The following is an 18,488-nucleotide window of genomic DNA, read 5'->3' as shown; positions in this document are numbered from 1 at the left end:
TTCTCCTGGGTTCAGCCGGTCAGCCTTTGAGACCGGTCATGGTGATGCCCTCGACGAAGCGTTTCTGCGCGAAGAGAAAAGCTGCAACGAGGGGAATAGTGATGATGATGGTAGCTGCCATCAGGGCGCCGTAGTCGTCGCCGGCTTCCGCGGCGCGGAAGTTCATCAGGCCGAGCGGCGGGGTGGCGTAACCCGGCTTGCTGATGACGATCAGCGGCCAGTAGAGGTCGTTCCAATGGGCGACGACCGAAAAGATCGCGAAAGCCGTGACCGCCGGCCAGGCATTCGGCACGATGACGCGTGAGACGATGCCGAGCTCGGACATGCCGTCGAGACGCGCAGCATGGATCAGGTCGTCCGGCATGGCGCGGAAGAACTGCAGGAACAGGAAGATCGCAAAGACAGAGATGGTGAAGGGAGCGACCAGCGCCGTATAGCCGTTGAGCAGCGACAGGCTGTCGAAGGCGACGTAGAGCGGCAGCGCCGTCGCATGGATCGGCACCAAGAGGCCGAGCAGCACGAGCACCATCATCATGCGGCCGGCACGGAACTTCAGCTTCGCCATGGCATAGGCGCAGGGGATCGCGACCAGCACCTGGAAGACGAAGATCAGCGCGCAGACCACTACGCCGTTCCACAAGAGCGTGCCCATCGCTACCTTGTCGAGCGCCTTGGTAAAATTCTGCACGTAGTAAAACTGCGTCGGGATCAGCGAGAGCGCGGCTGTGAAGATGTCGTCCTGCGACTTGCCGGCGGCCGATATCATGAAGATGTAGGGCGCGAGGAAGATGACCGCGCCGAGTATGAGCAGTGCCAGACGTACGAGCCGGCCGGGAGTGAAGCTGGAGCGCGTCTTCATGAATAGTGCACCCGCCGGTCGAGGAAGCGGTATTGCAGGAACATCATCACCACGAGGATGGCGAGGAAGACCACGGTCATGGCCGAGGCATAGCCAACCTTCATGTAGACGAATCCTTCCTGATAGATGGTGAAAAGCAGGACTTCGGAGGCGTGATTGGGGCCGCCATCCGTCAGCGTCTTCACCGTCTCGAAGGTCTTCACGGCGTTGATGATGCTGATCGTGGTCACAAAAAGCGCCGTCGGCCCGAGCATCGGCCAGGTGACGAGGAAAAAGCGGTCGAGCGAGGATTTGGCGCCATCGATTTCGGCGGCGGCATAGAGTTCTCGCGGGATCGCCGTCAGCCCGGCGAGGAACAGCACCATGTTGAAGCCAACCGTCTGCCACACACCGATGATGGAGAGGCTGTAAAGTGCTGTTGCCGAGGAGCCGAGCCAGTTCGGCTTCGGCAGGCCGGCGAGACCGATGAGCGCATTGAGCGGACCGATCGTCGGATGGAAGAGATATTGCCAGACGGTCGCCATGGCGACGATCAGCGAGACGACGGGGAGCAAATAGGCAGTGCGGAAGAAGCTCTTTCCCCAGCCCTCGCTCTCGATCAGCATGGCCACACCAAGGCCGAGCAGGATCGAGACGGGTGCCACGATCGCCGTATAGACCGTGGTGTTCCATAGCGACTTGCGGAAGGTGCGGTCGGCAAAGAGCTCGGCATAGTTATCGAAGCCGACGAAACGGAACTTGCCGACGCCGAGTTCGAAATCGGTAAAGCCGAGGAAGACGACGGCGACGATCGGCAGCAGCACGAAGAGGACGATCAGGATAATCGCTGGCAGCGTCAGCAGCCAGGCCGTCTGTGCCTCGCGTCGCTCATGCCTGACGGATGGTGCGACCGATCGGATCTCGCCTGCGGCAATGCTAGCCATGTGCCTTCTCCCTGCTGGTATCGGCGGAAAGTGCGGCAGTGCGCAGCCGGCGGCCGTCGGGTGCAAAGACCATAGCCTTGTCGGGTTGAAAGGAGAGGGCGACGGGCATGCCGGCAGAAAGGCCTGCGGCATCAGCAGGCGCAAGCTTGGCAAGTACGGCCTCGCCGATTGCATCGAGGCGGCAGAACAGGATCACCTCGGAGCCGAGGAATTCCATGCGCTCGATGCGGCCGGGAAGCGAGGTCTGGCCCTCTGCCGCAAGCCGCACGAACTCCGGACGGATGCCGATCGTCACGTCGGACCCGGCAGGATTGGCTTCTTCCAACGTGAGCCTGATATCGCCGAAAGCAATCGTTCCGCCATCGGCGCGCGCCGGCAAGAGATTGATGCGCGGCTGGCCGACGAAGCGGGCGACCTCGACATGAGCAGGATCGTCATAGATGACCTGCGGCGGCGCCAGCTGCAAAAGCTGGCCGCCGATCATCACGGCGACGCGGTCGGCCATGGAGAGCGCCTCGGCCTGATCGTGGGTGACATAGACGGTCGGCACGCCGGCGCGGCGATGTAATTCGACGATTTCGCCGCGTGCATGGACGCGCAGATTGGCATCGAGGTTCGACAGCGGTTCGTCCATCAGGAAGACGCTCGGATGGCGCACCATGGCGCGGGCGAGCGCCACGCGCTGCCGCTGGCCGCCAGACATCTGGCCAGGCTTGCGCTCCAGCAGATGGTCGATCTTCAGGGCTTTGGCGGTTTCCTGCACGTCGCGGGAAATGCCCGAACGAATGGCCCGGTAGCCGGGCAGGACAGGACCAAGGAAGGGAAGACGCTGAATGCGGCTTAAGCGCCGCATGGCAAGCGGAACGGCGATATTCTGGCCGGCCGTCAGATGTGGATAGAGCGCGTAGGACTGGAAGACCATGGCGATGTTGCGGTCTGCGGCCGCCACATTGGACATTTCTCGCCCGCCGATGAGGATCTCGCCGGTGTCGGCATGGTCGAGGCCGGCAAGGATGCGCAGGAGCGTGCTCTTGCCGCAGCCCGAGGGGCCAACGAGGGCGATGAATTCGCCCGACTGCACATCAAGGCTGATGTTCTTGAGAATGGCGTTGTCGCCATAGGATTTGGAAATGGCCGAAAGTGTCAGCGCGCTCATTGCGCCGGCTCCTTCTGCACCTTGTGGGCCTCGTGCGGATAGACTTCGGCGACCACATCGTCGAGCACATGCGCCACCATGCCGGGAACGGCGACGATCTTGCTCATGACGTCGTCGCCGAGGTCGTGAAGCACGGCTCCAACAAGCTTCTGGCCCGGCATCTCTCGCTCCATCGTGCCGATGATGAAGGCGGCGGATGGTCCCCAGACGAGCGACGTGTCGTTGAAACGGCCCTTCCAGGCCCAGTGCAGGTGGCCGCTGGCATAAAGCGCGACATCATGGGCGGCGATCATATCGTAAAGCCTCCGACGCTGGGCCGGGCGGATGCTCCAGTAGCCGGTGTCGCCTTCATCGGGCGTATCGACGAAGAGCGGCTTATGGGCAAACATCGCGATGCGCCGGCCGCCGCGCTCGGCAAGCGCCTTTTCCAGCCATGCGAATTGCGTTTCCTGCTCGTCGTTCTCCATGCCCATCAGCAGGCTGTCGAGGCCGATGAGGCGCCAGTTGCCGGCATCTTCCAGCCAGTAATCGGGGCCGACGAGGCTGCGCCAGCGGCTGAGCCTTGTCGCATCGACCGGCTGCAGGGAGCCCGGCAGATGGCCGACATCGTGATTGCCCGGGACGATCAGCATCGGGATCTTCACCTGCTGCATCAGCTCCATGCAGAAGGTCAGATCCTCGTCCTTGTCGGCGCCATCGACGGCAAGATCGCCGGTATGGATGACGAGATTCGCACCGCTGCCGTTGATCCAGTCCGCAAGCGGCTGCCAGTTGCCGTTGAAATGCGGTATCGACGGGCTGAAATGCGTGTCGGTGATCTGGACGATCTTCATGCCGGCGCTCTCCAATAAGGCCCGCGGCAGTTTCCGGCGGCAGGCAATGCTCATGCCGCCTCTTTAGAGCGCCCCAATGTCAGGCGGGTTACAAGCGTTTCCACCCTTGTTCCAATTGTGTCGTGTAATTGTCATGAAGGGCGGATCGCGGCTGACGCCAAAGCCGCAATGTATCGGCAATCCATCGGCCCTATCCATCTTGGCGAGGATAAATCCACGCGCAGAGGACCGATCGATGAAGACAGGGAAACGGAGTTGGCCGCGGCCAATTCTTCTCGGCTGTCCCGTGCTTGCGGCCACGTTCATGCTGGCAGCCTGTGCCTCGCAGATCATGAAGAGCTATGTCGGCGTGCCGATCAGCAGCGTCATGCTGGATTACGGCCCGCCCGACAATCTCTATGAGATGCGCCCTGGTGAGCGGGCCTATCAATGGCGCAAGGACAAGACGCAGGTGGTCTCCGGCAGTTCCAGCGGCGAGGTACGCCAGACGCGCCGCGGCGAACGTTACGAGGTGACGGAGACGCCTGGTCATGTCGAGCGGACGGAATGTTTCTACACCTTCTACACCCGCAATTCCGGCAGCGAATGGTATGTGACGAGTTTCAGGCAGCCGCAGCTCGAATGCGAGTGAGCCCGCGCTTACAGTAGGCGATCGCACGTCGGAAGTCACCGCCACGCAGCCGATTGACCTGTCGTCGATCCCGGGCAGCGAGCAGCAGCATTTTATCGATTGGCTTCTCGCGTCCTTAAGCGCCGTCTGGCAAGCTTCTGCTGACGATGGAGAGACCATGACCCGCAAAAGCTTCGCGATATATAGCAGCGTGTTCACCGCACTGTGGATTGCCCTCATCGGCGGTTTTCCGCTTCTCCTCTTTGCTGCCGTCAAGACAACCGCCTGCGCGGCCGACACCTGCGGCGCCGTCGCTCTGGTGTTCGGCCTGTTTGGCCGCATCATCCTGGTATTTGTCTACGCCGTCGCAATGCTGACGTTCATTGCGAGGCGATGTGCGCGTGCGGGCTTGAGCGTCTTGTGGACGCCTGCCGCGGTGCTGTGGCTGCTCGCAGCCCATGATGTTCTTCTTGCCGGGTTCAATTTCTGGGCCGTCGGTTTTTCCCTTGGCATATTTTCCTTCAGATTTCCCGTAACGCTGCTCTTCTTCTTCGCCTTCATCACCTTCCTGTCCATCTGGAAAGGAGAGGATGAAAACCGCGCCGGCGCGCTCACGATCTCCTGGCGGTTTGCGGGCGTGAGCGCGTTTGTCTCGACGATGATCTCCGCGGTCATCTGCATCCCGATGGTCGCATCATTCGGCTGGATCGTGGGCTTGCCGCCGGGGTCCACCACTGACCTGATGTTTCTGATGGATCGCGTTCTGAGCCTCAGGCTCGGGGAACATTGGATCACATATGTCAACGAGCTATGGATACTTCTTACCATCTTCGTCAGTGCGCTAGGGTATCTGGTCGTTAGCCAAAGACGCGCGGATGGACGATCAATACCGTCGGATCCGAAGCCTGTATGAATTGTCCTGACGATTTGCGGGCCGGCGTTGGCGTAAAATTACAGAACGGTTTCGATATCAGTCTCACGAAATTCGTTATCCGTCGCCAGAATAGGAACGCCATAGTATTTCGCACAGGCGTAGTGGAGGCAGTCGCCAAGGTTAAGGCCTCTGCGGCCGGCGCGATATCGATGCGCAGCTGAAAGAGCGAGGTGCGTTGTTTCACGAGCCGGGGGAAGGTCGCGGATCTCGATCCTACGAGCCTCCAGAAATTCCATCAGCAGCGCTTCCACTGTATCAAGCGGCAAGCCAAACTTGTCGGGTCGCGCGAGCCCCAAAGCTGCCTCGAGCATTGCGACAGGAGAGGTGAATGGGTCGCGCGCCGCCGCGATCGCATCGGATACCCGCTTGGCCTCCGGTTCATCCGACAAGAGGGCGATGATCGCGCAGGCGTCGATGAACATCAGCCTTCGCCCCATAGGGAATCAAAGACCTCATGGGAAAGCGGCTTGCGGGAGGATGGTGTCAGGGAAATACCATGCTTCTTCCTGAGCCGGGCTGCAGTCTCGGCCGGGCTCTCGCTACTGGTGCGACGCTCGATAGCCTCTTTCATGGCGATCACAATCGCATCCGTGATACTGACCCCGGCCATGGTGGCGAACTCCCGCGTCAGCGCATCCGCCTCAGTGTTGTTGACGTTGATGGCCATAGCCGGCTCCATGTAGATAGTTCTCGCAAATAATGTAGATCACCTTGTTCTTCATTCCAAGCTTTGAAGCGGGATGACAGATGGATCTGCGTCACAGATCGACTTTACGCCCTTCCTCTTCCGCTCTCGACAGATCAAGTTCGGACCCGACAAGGGGCGAACGGCGCAATGCAGACAAGGTCGTGTCCGATGGTTCGCCAGACACCGGCGCTTTGACTATCGTCTCGCCGGATGCCGGAGGGCTGATCTTCTGTCGGTGCTGGCCAATGAAAGCCTTGGTGGCAGGCGAACTTTCGCCCTTGCGGTAGGCGATCGCCACGTCCGACGTCACCGTGACGCTCTGAAGTGGCCGGTAGTGGATATCGGGCAGTTCCACCCGGCTCATGGATTGCGGCACGAGAGCGATACCGGTGCCGATGCCGACGAGGGCGGCGATCTCGGTGAAGTCGTGTGCGATGGCCTTGACGGAGGGTTCGAAGCCCGCCTCCCGGCAGGCCTGCAGCGTGTTGCGGTGAAAGCCGATTTCCGGCGGCTGCCGCGGTGTAATGAATATGTCGGCCGCCAGCCGGGCGAGTGTATCGATGGGTCGCTCCGCGAATTCATGGTCGCTTGGAACCATCGCAACCAGCGGCTCGCGCAGCACGACCTGCACGGAAACGCCAGGCGGTATTGGCGCCGGCGCGCGGATATAGCCGAAATCGAGCAGACCGTCGGCTATGCGCTGCAGCTGCTGGCGCAGCTCCATTTCCTGCAGTTCGACTTCGACATAGGGATAGTCGCGCATGAAGTCCCTGATCGAGCCGACGACCGCGCCGGAATAGGCAGCGGACGCGACATAGCCGATCGAGATGCGTCCGCTTTCGCCGCGCCCGGCGCGGTTGATGGCGGCGACCGTCGCCTCGGTCTGTACCAGCACCTTGCGCGCCTCCTGAAACAGCGTCTCGCCCGAATGCGTGAGCTGCACGCCGCGCCGGCTCCGATCGAGCAGCGGCGTGCCGACAATCTTTTCGAGGCTCCTGATCTGCTGGCTGAGACCCGGCTGGGCGATGCCGAGCCTGACAGCCGCACGTTCGAAATTCCGCTCCTCGACCAGGGTCACGAAATATCGCAGGTGGCGGAGTTCGAAGCCGGGGTCGGTCAGCGCCAAATTTCTCTCCTGGAACAATTCAAATCTATGACAACGGGTGAGTTTCATAATCCACACTTATAAAAAATTCGAGCCGTGTTTATTGGACCTTCGAAAAATAACATGATTAGAAAAATCCAGTTTTACGGCATATAACGAGCCCCCAATGACTGGTTCTCTTCACCTCCTCAAATTTGCTTCGACCACAGCGCTGGCAAGCGTGCTTCTGGCGCCGCTGTTTCCGGCGACCGCGCAAGAGGCCAATCCGACGACGCTCGCCCCGATCGTCATCAGCGGCTCCAAGGACGAGGACCCGACGGCGCCGGTACAGGGCTTCGTTGCGAGGACGAGTGCTACGGCGACCAAGACCGGCACGCCGCTCATTGAAACCCAGCAATCGATCTCGGTGCTGACGGCCGACCAGCTGAAGTCGCAGGACGCCGAAACCGTCGGCCAGGCGCTCGATTACGTGCCCGGGGTCGTCGGCGAGCCCTACGGCGCCGACCCACGTTTCGACTCGCCGCGTATCCGCGGTTTCGACAGCCGCCAGGCGCAGTTCCTGAACGGGTTGCGCATGATGCGCACGGCAGGAGCGCCCCCGGTCGACCCCTATCAGCTCGAGCGCATCGAAGTGCTGCGCGGCCCGGCTTCTGTCATGTATGGCCAGGGCAATCCGGGCGGCATGATCAATCTTATCAGCAAGCGGCCGGTCTTCGAACGTTTCGGTGAAGTCGGCGTGCAGGCCGGCAGCTATGATACCTACGGCACCTATTTCGATTTTGGCGACATCATGCCCGGCAATTCCGATTTCGCCTACCGTCTGACGGGGCTTGCAAGGACAGCCTCAGCGCAGGTCGACGAACTCGACAATGACCGCTATTTCATCGCCCCGGCACTGACCTGGCAGCCGGATGAAGACACCAAGCTGACGATCCTGACCAGCATCCAGCATGATAATCCGAGCACGCCATCCGGTCTGCCGCCCCAGCTCACGCTCAATGCGACGGGCGCCAACCGCCTGTCGCGGGATTTCTTCGTCGGCGACAAGAGCTTCGATACGTCCGACCGGACGCTCACCAATCTCGGCTATGAGCTGGAACAGCGCCTGAACGATACCTGGACCTTCCGCCAGAACCTGCGCTATCAGAATTTCGATTGGAACTATAAGGCGCTCGGCATGTCGACGGCAGGCCTTACAGGCGGCCGGACGATCAACCGCAACGCCACCATCCAGGACGAGCTTCTCAACACGTTCAACGTCGACAACAACCTGCTTGCGGAATTCGATACCGGCGAGATCCAGCACAAGATGCTGTTTGGTCTCGACTATCGCTATTACAGCAACAATGTCGGCACGCAGTTTTGGCGCGCCACGTCGCTCGATGCCTTCAATCCGGTCTACGGTTCGGTCAGGCTGATCGCCCCGACGCTCAGTACCTATGTCGATTCGCAGATGACGCAGGTCGGCCTCTACGTGCAGGACGAGCTTGCCTATGGGAACTGGCGCGCAACGGCAGCCCTTCGCCAGGACTGGGCCAGCACCGAGGGAACGTCGACGAACCGACTGACGGGTGTGTCGCGCTCACTCGACAAGGACGACCAGAAGCTGACCGGTCGCGCCGGCCTGAGTTATGTCTTCGACAATGGCATCGCCCCTTACATCAGTTATGCCACTTCCTTCGAACCGGTCCCGGTGCCTGCGACCGGTGGTCCTCTGCAGCCAACGACGGGCGAGCAGGTAGAAGTTGGTGTCAAATATCAGCCGGAGGGCTGGAATGGCTTCTTCACCCTGGCCGCCTACGACCTTACGCAGAAGAATGTGCTGACGACCTTTGCGCTGCCGTCCGGCGGCACGGCGACCGGGCAGATCGGCGAGGTTGCGGTCAAGGGCATCGAACTGGAAGGCGTTACCAGCCTTACCGACGGGCTCGATCTGCGCGCCGCCTACACCTACATGCAGGCCGAAATCGTCGGCGGTGTCGACGATGGCAAGCGCCCTGACAATGTGCCGGAGCATGCGGCCAGCCTCTGGCTCGACTACACCTTCCCCGAGGATACGGCGCTCGAAGGCTTCGGTCTCGGCGGTGGCGTGCGCTATGTCGGCCAGCGCTATGGCGATACCAAGAACACGCTCGATCTTGACGCCGTGACCCTCTTCGATGCAGCAGTGCATTACAAGAAGGACAATGTGACTGCCTCGCTGAACTTCAAGAACCTTGCCGACAAGGACTATGTTGCAAGCTGCAGCTCCTTCGGCTGCACCTACGGCGATGGCAGAACGGTGATGGGCAAGCTGACCTTTCAATGGTGAGTGAATTTCGAGATGCATATGGACGGGGCATCAGCCGTCGGCGGGTGCTTGCACTGCTGGCGGCTTTCGCAATTCCCGGCAGGGCCTTTGCGGAAACGCCCCAATCCGCGCCAAAGCGCATCGCGGCAATCGACTGGGCCATGCTGGAAACGCTGGTGGCACTCGGAATTAAGCCAGTTGCCGCGACCGAGCTCGTGCAGTTCCGCAAGGACGCGGTCGAGCCCGTGCTGGACGAGAGCGTTGCCGATCTCGGCCTGCGCGGATCGCCGAACCTCGAACTCCTGCGCCTGCTGCGCCCGGACCTCATTCTGATTTCGCCCTTCTATGTCAGGTTCGAGGCGAGCTTTCGGGCGATTGCGCCTGTCCTGTCGCTGCCCTTCTATAACAGGGGCGAGCCGCCCTATCAGAAGGCGGTGGATGCCGTTTCGGCACTCGCAAAGGAGCTTGGCCGCGAAGCGCAAGGCCGCGAAGTCGTGGCTGAACAGGCAGCCCTTGTCGAGGAGGCGCGCCTCAGCCTCCAGGCTTTTGCCGCGCGCCCGACCTATCTCGTCAATATCGGTGATAGCAGGCACGTCCGCGTCTTCGGCGCCGACAGCATGTTCGGCGATATCCTGTCCCGGCTCGGCCTGCCGAATGCCTGGACGGACCGCTCCCGTTATACGTTCGCCGCGCCGGTGCCGATCGAAAACCTCGCCGCAGAGCCTCAGGCGCGCATCGTCATCATCTCCGATATCCCGGTCGAAGCCCGCAACGGCCTGAAGAACAGCATGATCTGGCAATCGCTGCAGCCGGTGCGCTCTGGCCGCGTGCTGATGCTTTCCAATATCAATCCCTATGGCGGCATCTGGGCGGCCGCCCGCTTCACGCGGCTTTTCAAGGCGGCGATGCTGTCGTCAGGGGAAAGGCCGTGATGAGACCAGCCGCACTCGCCGCCGCGCTTTTCGCCTTTGTCGCCTCCGCCGGCCTCTTCCTGTCGGCGGCACTCAGCCATCTGCCTTTTGCCGACTGGCCGTTCTTGCCCTTCGATGCCGGCCAAATGACGACGCAGCAGATCATTTTCGCCTATGCTGTCCTGCCGCGCGGGGCGGTTGCGATTCTGGCTGGGGCGGCCCTCGGGCTTGCCGGCGCCCTCTTGCAGCGCCTCCTGCGCAACCCGATTGCCGATCCCTCGACGCTCGGCGTCTCCTCCGGCGCACAGCTTGCGATCGTCGCCGCCACGCTGTTCTTTCCCGAGGTGCTCGATGGCTACCGCGCGCTTGTCGCGCTTGCCGGTGCGGCCGCGGCAACCGCCACCGTCTTCCTGCTCGGCTGGCGGCGCAGCTTCGAGCCCATCACCATGGTGGTCTCCGGCCTGCTCGTCGGCATTACCTGCAGCGCGCTGTCGGCGGCGATGACGCTCTCGCAGGGCGAATATCTGATGTCGCTGGTGACCTGGAACGGCGGCTCGCTCAGCCAGCAGGACTGGTCGGCGACGGTAACACTCGGCCTCGAACTGCTGCTCGGCCTCGCCATCACCCTCCTGTTGCTGCGCCCGCTCACCCTGCTCGGCCTCGGCGACAGCAGCGCGCGGTCGCTCGGCGTGGCACTCGCCGGCACGCGCATTGCCGTTGCAAGCCTTGCCGTGGCGCTGAGTGCCGGCGTTGCCGCCGCCGTCGGCCTCGTCAGCTTCGTCGGCCTTGCCGCCCCGGCGCTCGTGCGCCTGCTTGGTATCCGCACGACGCGCAGCATCCTGTTGCTCTCGCCTATTGCCGGTGGGCTATTGCTCTGGTTCTGCGATGGCGTCGTCCAGCTCGTCGCCTCCTCGGCCGGCGAGACCTTCCCGACGGGATCGGTGACGGCGTTGATCGGCGGGCCGCTATTGCTCTGGCTGCTGCCGCAGGTGCGCGCCGTCGAGCCGCCGCAGCCGCCCGATAGCGTCGTCGTTTCCCGCGCGCCGCTGTCGCGCCTCGTCCTCATCTCCTGCCTGCTGCCGCCGCTCGTCTGGGCAGCCCTTTGCGTTGCGCGCCTGCCGGACGGATGGACGTTGCTCCGCGGCGATCTCTTCTGGGAGCTCTTTCCCGCCCGCTGGCCACGTCTGGTGGCATCGGCCGCTGCCGGCGGCCTGCTCGCCATGGCGGGCACTATGCTGCAGCGCCTGACCGGCAATCCGATGGCAAGCCCCGAGGTGCTGGGTGTCAGCGGCGGGGCCGGCGTCGGTTATGCCGTTGCCTTGAGCTTCTCCGCCAATGCCGGCGCGCCAGCCCTCTTTCTTGGCGCCGGCGGCGGCGCGATCGTCGTGCTTGTCATCGTGGCACTCTTTGCCGCCCGCCGGCATCTGCCGCCCGAACGCCTGCTGCTGGCAGGCATTTCCGTCAGCGCCTTTTCGTCGGCGATCCTGAGCGCGCTTCTTGCCGTCGGCGACCAGCGCGCCTGGCAGATCCTTTCCTGGCTCGCCGGCTCGGCTGCGGCCGCCACGCCGGATGCGGCTGTGTTCCTCGCCGGCCTCACCGTTGTCATCCTGATAGTCGGCCTGATCTTCACGCGATGGCTGACGATCCTGCCACTCGGGGCACCCACTGCGCTTGCGCTTGGCTTACCGCTTGTCGGCGCCCGCATGCTGATGGTGCTGACGTCAGGCATTGCGACCGCTGCTGCCTCGCTACTTGTCGGCCCCTTGAGCTTTGTCGGCCTGATGGCCCCGCACATCGCCCACCGTGCCGGCTTCGAAAAGGCCGGCAGCAGGCTGCTCGCCTCCGCCGTCGTCGGCGCCGTGCTGATGGTGATCGCCGATCTCGGCGCCCGCACCGTCACTTTTCCCTATGAACTGCCGCTCGGTCTCTTTGCGGCCTTCGCCGGCGCGCCATACCTTGTTTGGATGATAGGCAAGAGGCCGTGAGAGCAGCCCCTCCTAGTGGACGGTCAGCCGCGCGGGGCGGATGCGGTAACCGACTGTGGCCGCATGGCTTCGGCAGATGGCAATGACGAGAGGAAATCAGCCGGAGGCAAGGGGCGGGAGAACAGGAAGCCCTGCAAGTCGTTGCAGCCGGCAGCAACGAGAAAGTCTCTCTGCCCCTTCGTCTCGACGCCTTCCGCCGTTGTCGCTTTTCCAAGCGTGCGGCTCAAGCCCAGGATCGCCGAAACGATGGCGGCGCCCTCGGCCTGTGTTCCCAGCAACCGAACGAAGGACCGGTCGATCTTGATGCGGTCGATGTTGAACTGAATGAGGTGACTGAGCGAAGAAAAGCCGGTGCCGAAATCGTCGAGCGCAATCCGGATCCCGTGGGATCGAAGCCTGCCGAGTGTTCCCTGCGCGGTCTCGTCGATGTTGAAGAGGGCGGCTTCCGTCAGTTCCAGCTCGAGGCGCGATGGTGGCAGGCCGGTTTCCGCCAGGATCGACAGCACGTGGCGGTCGAAGTCCCGATGGCGGATTTGCGAGGGCGAGACGTTGACGGCGACCGACATGTCGGCTGGCCAGCCTGCGGCTGCCATTGCTGCGTTCCTCAGCACCCAGCCCCCGAGCTGGTCGATCATGCCGGCTTCCTCGGCGATCGGGATGAACTTGTCCGGCGACAGCAATCCCTGGGTGGGGTGGCGCCACCGCACGAGGGCCTCTGCACCCGAAAGTTTTCCATGCGCGTCAGCACGATGCACGCCCTGAAAGAAGACCTCCAGATGGCCCGGATCACCTGAATGCGCATTCTCCGCGCTATCGGCGAGACGCGTACGATCTTCCAGCACGAGGCGAAGATCGTTCTTGAGATTTTCCCGTGCCTCCACCCGGTGATCCAGCGAAGGATCATATTCGATCAAGCGGCCGCGCCCGTTGGTCTTGGCTTCATAAAGGGCGACGTCCGCACGCCGCAAAATTTCGCTGGTTGCCTGGGCCGCATCATGAAAGGCAGCGATGCCGATCGAGCATCCAATGCGGACGACGACGTCACCGCCGCGAAGCTGGAACGGCTTGCCCAGGGCCTCGATAATGGCGTTGCAGAGGAGGATGTAGCTATCGTCGCCCTCCCTGATATCGGGAAGAAGCAGCGCGAATTCATCGCCTCCGAGCCTTGCAAGCGTGTCGCCTGCTTCGATCAGGGCATTCATCCTGTCGACGACGCCACGCAGCAGCTCATCACCGGCCGCATGCCCATGGATGTCGTTCACTTCCTTGAATTTGTCGAGATCGACAAGGGCAAGGACGGCGAGCTCGCCGGGCGATTTCATGGCCGCAAGGCATTGCTCGAAACGAGCCGCAAACAGCGCCCGGTTCGGCAGGCCCGTCAATACGTCATGCAGCGAAAGATGCCGCGCATGATGTTCGCTGGCGCTGAGTTCTCTGAGGCTGCCGCGCAAACGGCCCATCAAGGCGAAGAAGAGGCCTGCGATGACAAGGCCGGCCACGGAGAGCACGGGAACAAGCCGGCCGATGACGCGTGAGCCTGGCAGATCCGGCCTCCAGATGATGAAGCCGATGGGGTCGCCGCTTACCGTTGCCTCGATTTCGAACGCAACTTCATTCTGCTCCTGGTCCGCGGTGCGGGCATAACGAGCGCCGGCCAAGCCCTGTTCGCGGCTCAGCGTATCGAGCGTGATACCGTCAAGGAAGCGGAACGCCACGAGGTAGAGCCTGTTGGCGTCATTCCCTTCCTGCGGATCCACTTTCGAAGAGCCCGTGACCGAAACGACGCCGGCGACCGAAGGGCGGCCCTCAAGCCGCATCAGCTCCACCCGGCTGGGTTCCGGATCGGAGCTCGGCCCCTGCGGCGCACCGTGGTGCGTTGCTTCCATATCCTGGATCATCGGCTGAAGCAGCGGTCGCACCCATTTGAAGCGGCGTTTCGTTTCGGGATCGGACTGTAGGGCAAGCTCGCCTGCCGGGGTCACGAGGAATGCCGCATTGTAGCCGAATACCGTTGTCGCGATCTTGCCGAATGTCGCGGCCGATGTCGCGCCTGCGCGCTCGCTCTTGCCGCCGGCCGTTGCCGAATCCGCCACCAGCAGCGAAGCATAGCCTGCGCCCATCAGCTGGATGTCCTGCGATACGCGCTGGACCTGATCCAGGAGGCGGCTGTTGACGAGTTGGCGCTGCCGATCGAGGGCGGCTGCGTCGCTTTCCCTACCGGCCCAGATGGCAGCCAGGAACACCAGGCCAAGAATTGCCAGGCCGCTGATAGCAAGCAGCACCAGTATCGACCCGGACGACGTCCAGGTCGCTCTGTGAGCGAATAATCTTAAAGACGGATCAGCAGGCACGCAGTCTTCTCCCGAGCGCCCTGATACTGACCGCGATTGTTTACAAAATGCTTTTCAAGCAGCATCAAAATTAATGGCCCAAAATGATGAGCTTTTTAATCGTTTTGTGATTGGCTGCTCATTGCGCAACGCTTGCCGATGCAAGGTTGGCGATCGAGCTCTACATCAAGGTGATTGATATGTTGCGATTAGGATCTCTCTATCGTTCGAAGTTCTTCGCATTTGCCTGTGCGGCCGTTGTTGCGGTCAGTATTTTTGAGCCCGCTATTGTCCGGGCTGCCGAAAATGACAGCATCCGCATAGCCGTCGAGGGCGCATTTCCGCCGTTCAACTATGTCGATTCCAATAATCAGCTTCAGGGATTCGACGTGGATATCGCCAAGGCCCTTTGCGAGACCGCGAAATTGAAGTGCGAATTTGTCATCCAGGAATGGACGGCGATGATCCCGAACCTGCTCGACAACAAATATGACGCGATCATCTCGTCAATGTCGATGAGCGCGGAGCGGCGAAAAAAGGTTGCCTTCACCCAGAAATATTATGACAGCCCGACGGTCTTCATCGCGCGCAAAAACGACGAGATTGCCGGCACGTCATCCGATGATCTGAAGAAACTGCGGCTCGGGGTGACGGCAGCAACCTCCCAGGAATCCTACGCCAAGAAATTCTACAGCGGTGTCGAAACGACGGTGTTCCAGGCATCGCCGGATCTTTACAAGGGCCTTGCCGACGGCAAGGTTGATATCATCCTGGAAGACAAGTTGGCGGTCTACGACTGGCTCGCAAACACCAAGGCGGGCAGCTGCTGCGAATTCAAGGGCGAGGATATCAAGAACACCGAATATTTCGGTGACGGAGCCGGCATCGCCGTGCGCCCGACCGACAAACCGTTGCTGGACAAGCTCAATGCTGCGCTCGAAGAGATCGAGGCTAACGACACCTACGACACGATCAACGCGAAATATTTCCCATTCAGCATCCGTTGAGGGCGCCGGCCGAATTCCCTTGATCGCTGCGGCTGGTCCTATGGGCCTGCCGCGGCATTGTTTGCCGCCTAAGGCATGCGTTCCCAGTGTTTGCGGGCGCGCCACAGCACCGTTTCGTCCGCGTAACCCAGGACTTGCGCAAGTTCTTTCATTCTGACCGCGCCGTTCTGTTTCTGCAGCGCAAGGATACTTTGTCGATATTCCCGCATCAGATCCCTCAACGACGTCCCCTGCTCGGAGAGGCGCCGTTGCAAGGTTCGCGGCGAAAGGCTGAGCTCCTGCGAAAGCCCGACGAGCGTGATGGGTTTGTGTCCCAGATAGATCCCGATCAATGATCGCACATGATCGACGGTCGAGTCCGACTGCAACAACTTGCCGCTCAGATCCGCGATATGGCGCTCCAGGACCGCCGCCAGGTCGGGCTGCTCCTGCCGGTAGACGCGGTGGGCGTCTTCTGCCGAAACCACGATGCGATTGGCAGACTCGCCGAATTTCAAGGGAGCCCGGAAAATCCGTCGCAAGGTCGTCGGATCACGAGGCGTCCGATGTTCAAAATGGACTTCGACGGGTCTCCATCCGCGTGCGAAGCAGGCACGGACAAGCTGGCAGGACGCGGCTAGCGTGAACTCGCTGTCCTGCCGTCTCGGCCAGAGCCTGGGATCGTCGAGGCGGTAGCTCCAGACCAGATTGCCGTCTTCCTGAAAGACACCGGAATTGGTGCCGCTCTGGACGGTGTTCACATATTTCGCCAATCGTTCGAAGCCGGTACGGATCGTGCTCGATATCGAAAACAGCACACCGATCGGGCCGATATCGCTCGGCTTGAACAGGGTTCCAAGCAATGCGCCGATCGTCGGATCTCCGACGATCGATGCCGCATCTTCGAAGATCGCCACATATCGGTTCATGGGAATCATGGCATAGGGATCGTCAAGCTGGCTGCGCAGAAGACCATGAAGGGCAAGCAATACATCTGCCTTGCCGGATTTCCGGTCGATTTGTTCGATGAGCGGCAGCAGCACAGACGCACGAATTGAAGCAAATATCTGCGCGGACGTGCCGGTTTGCTGGGCAGATGACATGTTTTTGTTCCCCGCCGCCAGTGATGGCGCAAATTATCGATTCATTGGCATGAACTGCAATTTTGAGGCCAATCGGTCGTGGCTACCGTGTTGATGAAAATCAAAAACAGGGGTTCTCATGACAACGCACGCCACTTTGGGAAATCCTCCCGATCGCCTCGCGAAAAATTCCGTCGGCCTTGCCCATATCGTCTTCTTCGTCGTGGCAGCAGCAGCGCCGCTCACCGCCGTCGTCGGCGCCACTCCTGCCGCTTTCGCTTTCGGCAATGGACCCGGTGTCCCGGGTGCCTTCGTCCTGGCAGGGATCCTGTATCTCATCTTCTCGGTCGGCTTCACGGCGATGAGCCGGCATGTCGGCGGGACGGGCGCCTTCTACACCTACATCACCCAGGGCATCGGCAAGCCGGCCGGTGTCGGTGGTGCGCTGATGGCGCTTCTGACCTATTCGTCGGTACAGATCGCCATCTACGGGTTGTTCGGCGTCTTCATGAGCGGCGCCGTGGCATCGATCGTGACGCTTCCGTGGTGGGCTTGGTCCTTTGCTGCACTGGTGGCCGTCCATCTTTGCGGCCAGCGAAACATTGCCTTTTCAGGCACGATCCTTGGCATCTGCATGCTGGCTGAGGTTGCTATCCTTCTGCTTCTCGATATCGGCATTTTGCTGACCGGCGGCGGGCCGGAAGGTTTCAGCCTCTCCTCCTTCAGCCCGGCCATCGTATTTTCGCCGGGCCTCGGCGTCGCGCTCGTCTTTGTGGTCGGCTCCTTCATCGGTTTCGAGGCCACTGCCATCTTCGGAGAAGAGGCGGAAAACCCGGAAAAAACGATCCCGCGCGCAACCTATGCCGCCGTTTTGCTGATCACCGTCTTCTACGCGCTGTCGACCTGGGCCATCGTGCAGTTCTATGGCCCTTCGAAGGTGCAGGCGACTGCCGGCAGCGGCTTGGAAACTTTCTATTTCGTCGCCTCCGACGCGGTCCTCGGACAATGGTCGTCGCAGGTGATGAATATCCTGCTGATCACCAGCCTCTTTGCCTGCATCCTGTCCTTCCACAACACGCTGAACCGGTATTTCTACGCGCTTGGACGCGAAGGGCTCGCCGTCAGGGCTATGGGCAAGGTCCATCCGGTCCACGGTTCGCCCCACATCGCGGGTGCCATCCAGAGCGCCATTGCCGCCCTCGCGCTTGTCTGCTTCATCGCAGCTGGCGCCGATCCGTATACGGTCGTCTTTTCCTGGATGTCCGCTCTGGCCGTCCTCGGGATCCTGGCCGTCCAGGCCCTCGTCTGCGTTGCCATCGTCCTGTTCTTCCGGGGATTGCCGCATCGCTACAGTCTATGGACCACGACGGTGGCACCGGTCCTGGCGCTGCTCGGTATCCTCGGCTCGATCGTCCTCGTTATCGTCAACCTGCCGCTCTTGTCGGGATCGGAAAGCGTGATTGTGAAATCCTTCCCACTGCTGGTGGTGCTGACCGGCCTGATCGGGGCCGCCTTTGCGGTGCGCATCAGGACCGTGAAGCCTGAACTCTATGCCTCGCTCGGGAAAGCCTTCGAATGACGAGACTTCAACCTTTGACCCTCGTCGACCGGATGTCGCTGATCACTTTGATGGCTTTGACCATCGCCACAATCCTGATGGCGGCAGAAGCACACGCATTTTGCTCTGTCTTCTGCATCCATGGTGATCGCATGCCCGAAATGGACATCTGCTCCGGCCGCTGACGGCTGAGCCCTGCAGTGTGCAGCCAGATGCGCACTGCCACCACCCAAAGCAC

The 18,488-nt window shown here is 61.5% G+C and carries 16 protein-coding genes and 1 pseudogene; 8 read left to right on the top strand and 9 right to left on the bottom strand.

The window, feature by feature from the left end:
* Positions 1-19: 19 nt before the first annotated feature.
* From AB8B33_RS34360 to AB8B33_RS34345, 4 genes are read right to left on the bottom strand one after another with little or no spacing between them, the layout of a single operon-like run.
* Entirely contained in the window at positions 20-859 is an 840-nt protein-coding gene (locus tag AB8B33_RS34360; RefSeq protein WP_113320261.1) for a carbohydrate ABC transporter permease, read from the bottom strand.
* Complete coding sequence (locus AB8B33_RS34355) at positions 856-1,782, bottom strand: carbohydrate ABC transporter permease (RefSeq protein WP_439018797.1); 927 nt, start codon at positions 1,780-1,782, stop codon at positions 856-858. The genes AB8B33_RS34360 and AB8B33_RS34355 overlap by 4 nt, the downstream gene beginning before the upstream one ends.
* Positions 1,775-2,938 carry an ABC transporter ATP-binding protein gene (locus AB8B33_RS34350; protein WP_439018796.1) on the bottom strand — a complete coding sequence of 388 codons (1,164 nt, stop codon included), beginning with the start codon at positions 2,936-2,938 and terminating at the stop codon, positions 1,775-1,777. Before AB8B33_RS34350 ends, AB8B33_RS34355 begins: the two co-directional genes overlap by 8 nt.
* Positions 2,935-3,771 (bottom strand): metallophosphoesterase family protein, encoded by an 837-nt coding sequence (locus AB8B33_RS34345; RefSeq protein ID WP_439018921.1) that lies wholly within the window; start codon positions 3,769-3,771, stop codon positions 2,935-2,937. Before AB8B33_RS34345 ends, AB8B33_RS34350 begins: the two co-directional genes overlap by 4 nt.
* A 304-nt stretch (positions 3,772-4,075) precedes the next feature.
* Between AB8B33_RS34345 and AB8B33_RS34340 the strand changes: the two genes are divergently transcribed.
* Positions 4,076-4,402 (top strand): hypothetical protein, encoded by a 327-nt coding sequence (locus AB8B33_RS34340; protein WP_439018920.1) that lies wholly within the window; start codon positions 4,076-4,078, stop codon positions 4,400-4,402.
* A gap of 157 nt (positions 4,403-4,559) precedes the next feature.
* Positions 4,560-5,294, top strand: a complete 735-nt coding sequence (locus AB8B33_RS34335; RefSeq protein WP_439018795.1) for a hypothetical protein — start codon at positions 4,560-4,562, stop codon at positions 5,292-5,294.
* A 38-nt stretch (positions 5,295-5,332) separates the two neighbouring features.
* Here AB8B33_RS34335 and AB8B33_RS34330 read toward each other — a convergent pair whose 3' ends face one another.
* From AB8B33_RS34330 to AB8B33_RS34320, 3 genes and pseudogenes are all read right to left on the bottom strand, one after another.
* On the bottom strand, positions 5,333-5,737 hold the full coding sequence (locus AB8B33_RS34330; protein ID WP_439018794.1) for a type II toxin-antitoxin system VapC family toxin: 405 nt from the start codon (positions 5,735-5,737) through the stop codon (positions 5,333-5,335).
* Positions 5,737-5,982 carry a type II toxin-antitoxin system VapB family antitoxin gene (locus AB8B33_RS34325; protein WP_439018793.1) on the bottom strand — a complete coding sequence of 82 codons (246 nt, stop codon included), beginning with the start codon at positions 5,980-5,982 and terminating at the stop codon, positions 5,737-5,739. The genes AB8B33_RS34330 and AB8B33_RS34325 overlap by 1 nt, the downstream gene beginning before the upstream one ends.
* A gap of 250 nt (positions 5,983-6,232) precedes the next feature.
* Positions 6,233-7,129, bottom strand: a pseudogene (locus tag AB8B33_RS34320) (LysR substrate-binding domain-containing protein); the annotation flags it as partial.
* Positions 7,130-7,274: 145 nt separating this feature from the next.
* Between AB8B33_RS34320 and AB8B33_RS34315 the strand changes: the two are divergent.
* From AB8B33_RS34315 to fhuB, 3 genes are read left to right on the top strand one after another with little or no spacing between them, the layout of a single operon-like run.
* On the top strand, positions 7,275-9,419 hold the full coding sequence (locus tag AB8B33_RS34315) for a TonB-dependent siderophore receptor (RefSeq protein ID WP_439018792.1): 2,145 nt from the start codon (positions 7,275-7,277) through the stop codon (positions 9,417-9,419).
* Positions 9,413-10,330: an iron-siderophore ABC transporter substrate-binding protein gene (locus tag AB8B33_RS34310; protein WP_439018791.1), complete on the top strand. Its 918-nt coding sequence runs from the start codon at positions 9,413-9,415 to the stop codon at positions 10,328-10,330. The genes AB8B33_RS34315 and AB8B33_RS34310 overlap by 7 nt, the downstream gene beginning before the upstream one ends.
* Positions 10,330-12,294, top strand: coding sequence for a Fe(3+)-hydroxamate ABC transporter permease FhuB (fhuB, locus tag AB8B33_RS34305; RefSeq protein ID WP_439018790.1), 1,965 nt, complete (start codon positions 10,330-10,332; stop codon positions 12,292-12,294). Before AB8B33_RS34310 ends, fhuB begins: the two co-directional genes overlap by 1 nt.
* A 23-nt stretch (positions 12,295-12,317) precedes the next feature.
* Here fhuB and AB8B33_RS34300 read toward each other — a convergent pair whose 3' ends face one another.
* Positions 12,318-14,576, bottom strand: a complete 2,259-nt coding sequence (locus tag AB8B33_RS34300; RefSeq protein ID WP_439018789.1) for a putative bifunctional diguanylate cyclase/phosphodiesterase — start codon at positions 14,574-14,576, stop codon at positions 12,318-12,320.
* 248 nt (positions 14,577-14,824) lie between these two features.
* Here AB8B33_RS34300 and AB8B33_RS34295 point away from each other — a divergent pair, with 248 nt between their 5' ends.
* Positions 14,825-15,631: a transporter substrate-binding domain-containing protein gene (locus tag AB8B33_RS34295; protein WP_439018788.1), complete on the top strand. Its 807-nt coding sequence runs from the start codon at positions 14,825-14,827 to the stop codon at positions 15,629-15,631.
* Positions 15,632-15,699: 68 nt separating this feature from the next.
* Here the strand turns inward: AB8B33_RS34295 and AB8B33_RS34290 are convergent, their stop codons facing one another.
* A complete protein-coding gene (locus AB8B33_RS34290; RefSeq protein WP_439018787.1) occupies positions 15,700-16,713 on the bottom strand; it encodes an AraC family transcriptional regulator in 1,014 nt (337 codons plus the stop codon).
* A 118-nt stretch (positions 16,714-16,831) separates the two neighbouring features.
* Here AB8B33_RS34290 and AB8B33_RS34285 point away from each other — a divergent pair, with 118 nt between their 5' ends.
* Both AB8B33_RS34285 and AB8B33_RS34280 read left to right on the top strand, forming a co-directional pair.
* Complete coding sequence (locus tag AB8B33_RS34285) at positions 16,832-18,271, top strand: APC family permease (RefSeq protein ID WP_439018786.1); 1,440 nt, start codon at positions 16,832-16,834, stop codon at positions 18,269-18,271.
* Positions 18,272-18,285: 14 nt separating this feature from the next.
* Positions 18,286-18,435 (top strand): hypothetical protein, encoded by a 150-nt coding sequence (locus tag AB8B33_RS34280; protein ID WP_439018785.1) that lies wholly within the window; start codon positions 18,286-18,288, stop codon positions 18,433-18,435.
* Positions 18,436-18,488 lie beyond the last annotated feature (53 nt).

The organism is Rhizobium sp. 768_B6_N1_8 (assembly GCF_051811225.1).
GTDB lineage: Bacteria > Pseudomonadota > Alphaproteobacteria > Rhizobiales > Rhizobiaceae > Rhizobium.
Note: the sequence above shows the minus strand (reverse complement) of the source record. Positions and strands in the feature narration are given on the sequence as shown.

Bases quoted from the DNA above. Each gene is read 5' to 3' on its own strand.
- AB8B33_RS34295 (WP_439018788.1), top strand. From the start codon at position 14,825: ATGTTGCGATTAGGATCTCTCTATCGTTCGAAGTTCTTCGCATTTGCC.
- AB8B33_RS34345 (WP_439018921.1), bottom strand. From the start codon at position 3,771: ATGAAGATCGTCCAGATCACCGACACGCATTTCAGCCCGTCGATACCG.
- fhuB (WP_439018790.1), top strand. From the start codon at position 10,330: ATGAGACCAGCCGCACTCGCCGCCGCGCTTTTCGCCTTTGTCGCCTCC.
- AB8B33_RS34325 (WP_439018793.1), bottom strand. From the start codon at position 5,982: ATGGCCATCAACGTCAACAACACTGAGGCGGATGCGCTGACGCGGGAG.
- AB8B33_RS34290 (WP_439018787.1), bottom strand. From the start codon at position 16,713: ATGTCATCTGCCCAGCAAACCGGCACGTCCGCGCAGATATTTGCTTCA.
- AB8B33_RS34355 (WP_439018797.1), bottom strand. From the start codon at position 1,782: ATGGCTAGCATTGCCGCAGGCGAGATCCGATCGGTCGCACCATCCGTC.
- AB8B33_RS34330 (WP_439018794.1), bottom strand. From the start codon at position 5,737: ATGTTCATCGACGCCTGCGCGATCATCGCCCTCTTGTCGGATGAACCG.
- AB8B33_RS34360 (WP_113320261.1), bottom strand. From the start codon at position 859: ATGAAGACGCGCTCCAGCTTCACTCCCGGCCGGCTCGTACGTCTGGCA.
- AB8B33_RS34315 (WP_439018792.1), top strand. From the start codon at position 7,275: ATGACTGGTTCTCTTCACCTCCTCAAATTTGCTTCGACCACAGCGCTG.
- AB8B33_RS34335 (WP_439018795.1), top strand. From the start codon at position 4,560: ATGACCCGCAAAAGCTTCGCGATATATAGCAGCGTGTTCACCGCACTG.
- AB8B33_RS34310 (WP_439018791.1), top strand. From the start codon at position 9,413: ATGGTGAGTGAATTTCGAGATGCATATGGACGGGGCATCAGCCGTCGG.
- AB8B33_RS34285 (WP_439018786.1), top strand. From the start codon at position 16,832: ATGACAACGCACGCCACTTTGGGAAATCCTCCCGATCGCCTCGCGAAA.
- AB8B33_RS34340 (WP_439018920.1), top strand. From the start codon at position 4,076: ATGCTGGCAGCCTGTGCCTCGCAGATCATGAAGAGCTATGTCGGCGTG.
- AB8B33_RS34350 (WP_439018796.1), bottom strand. From the start codon at position 2,938: ATGAGCGCGCTGACACTTTCGGCCATTTCCAAATCCTATGGCGACAAC.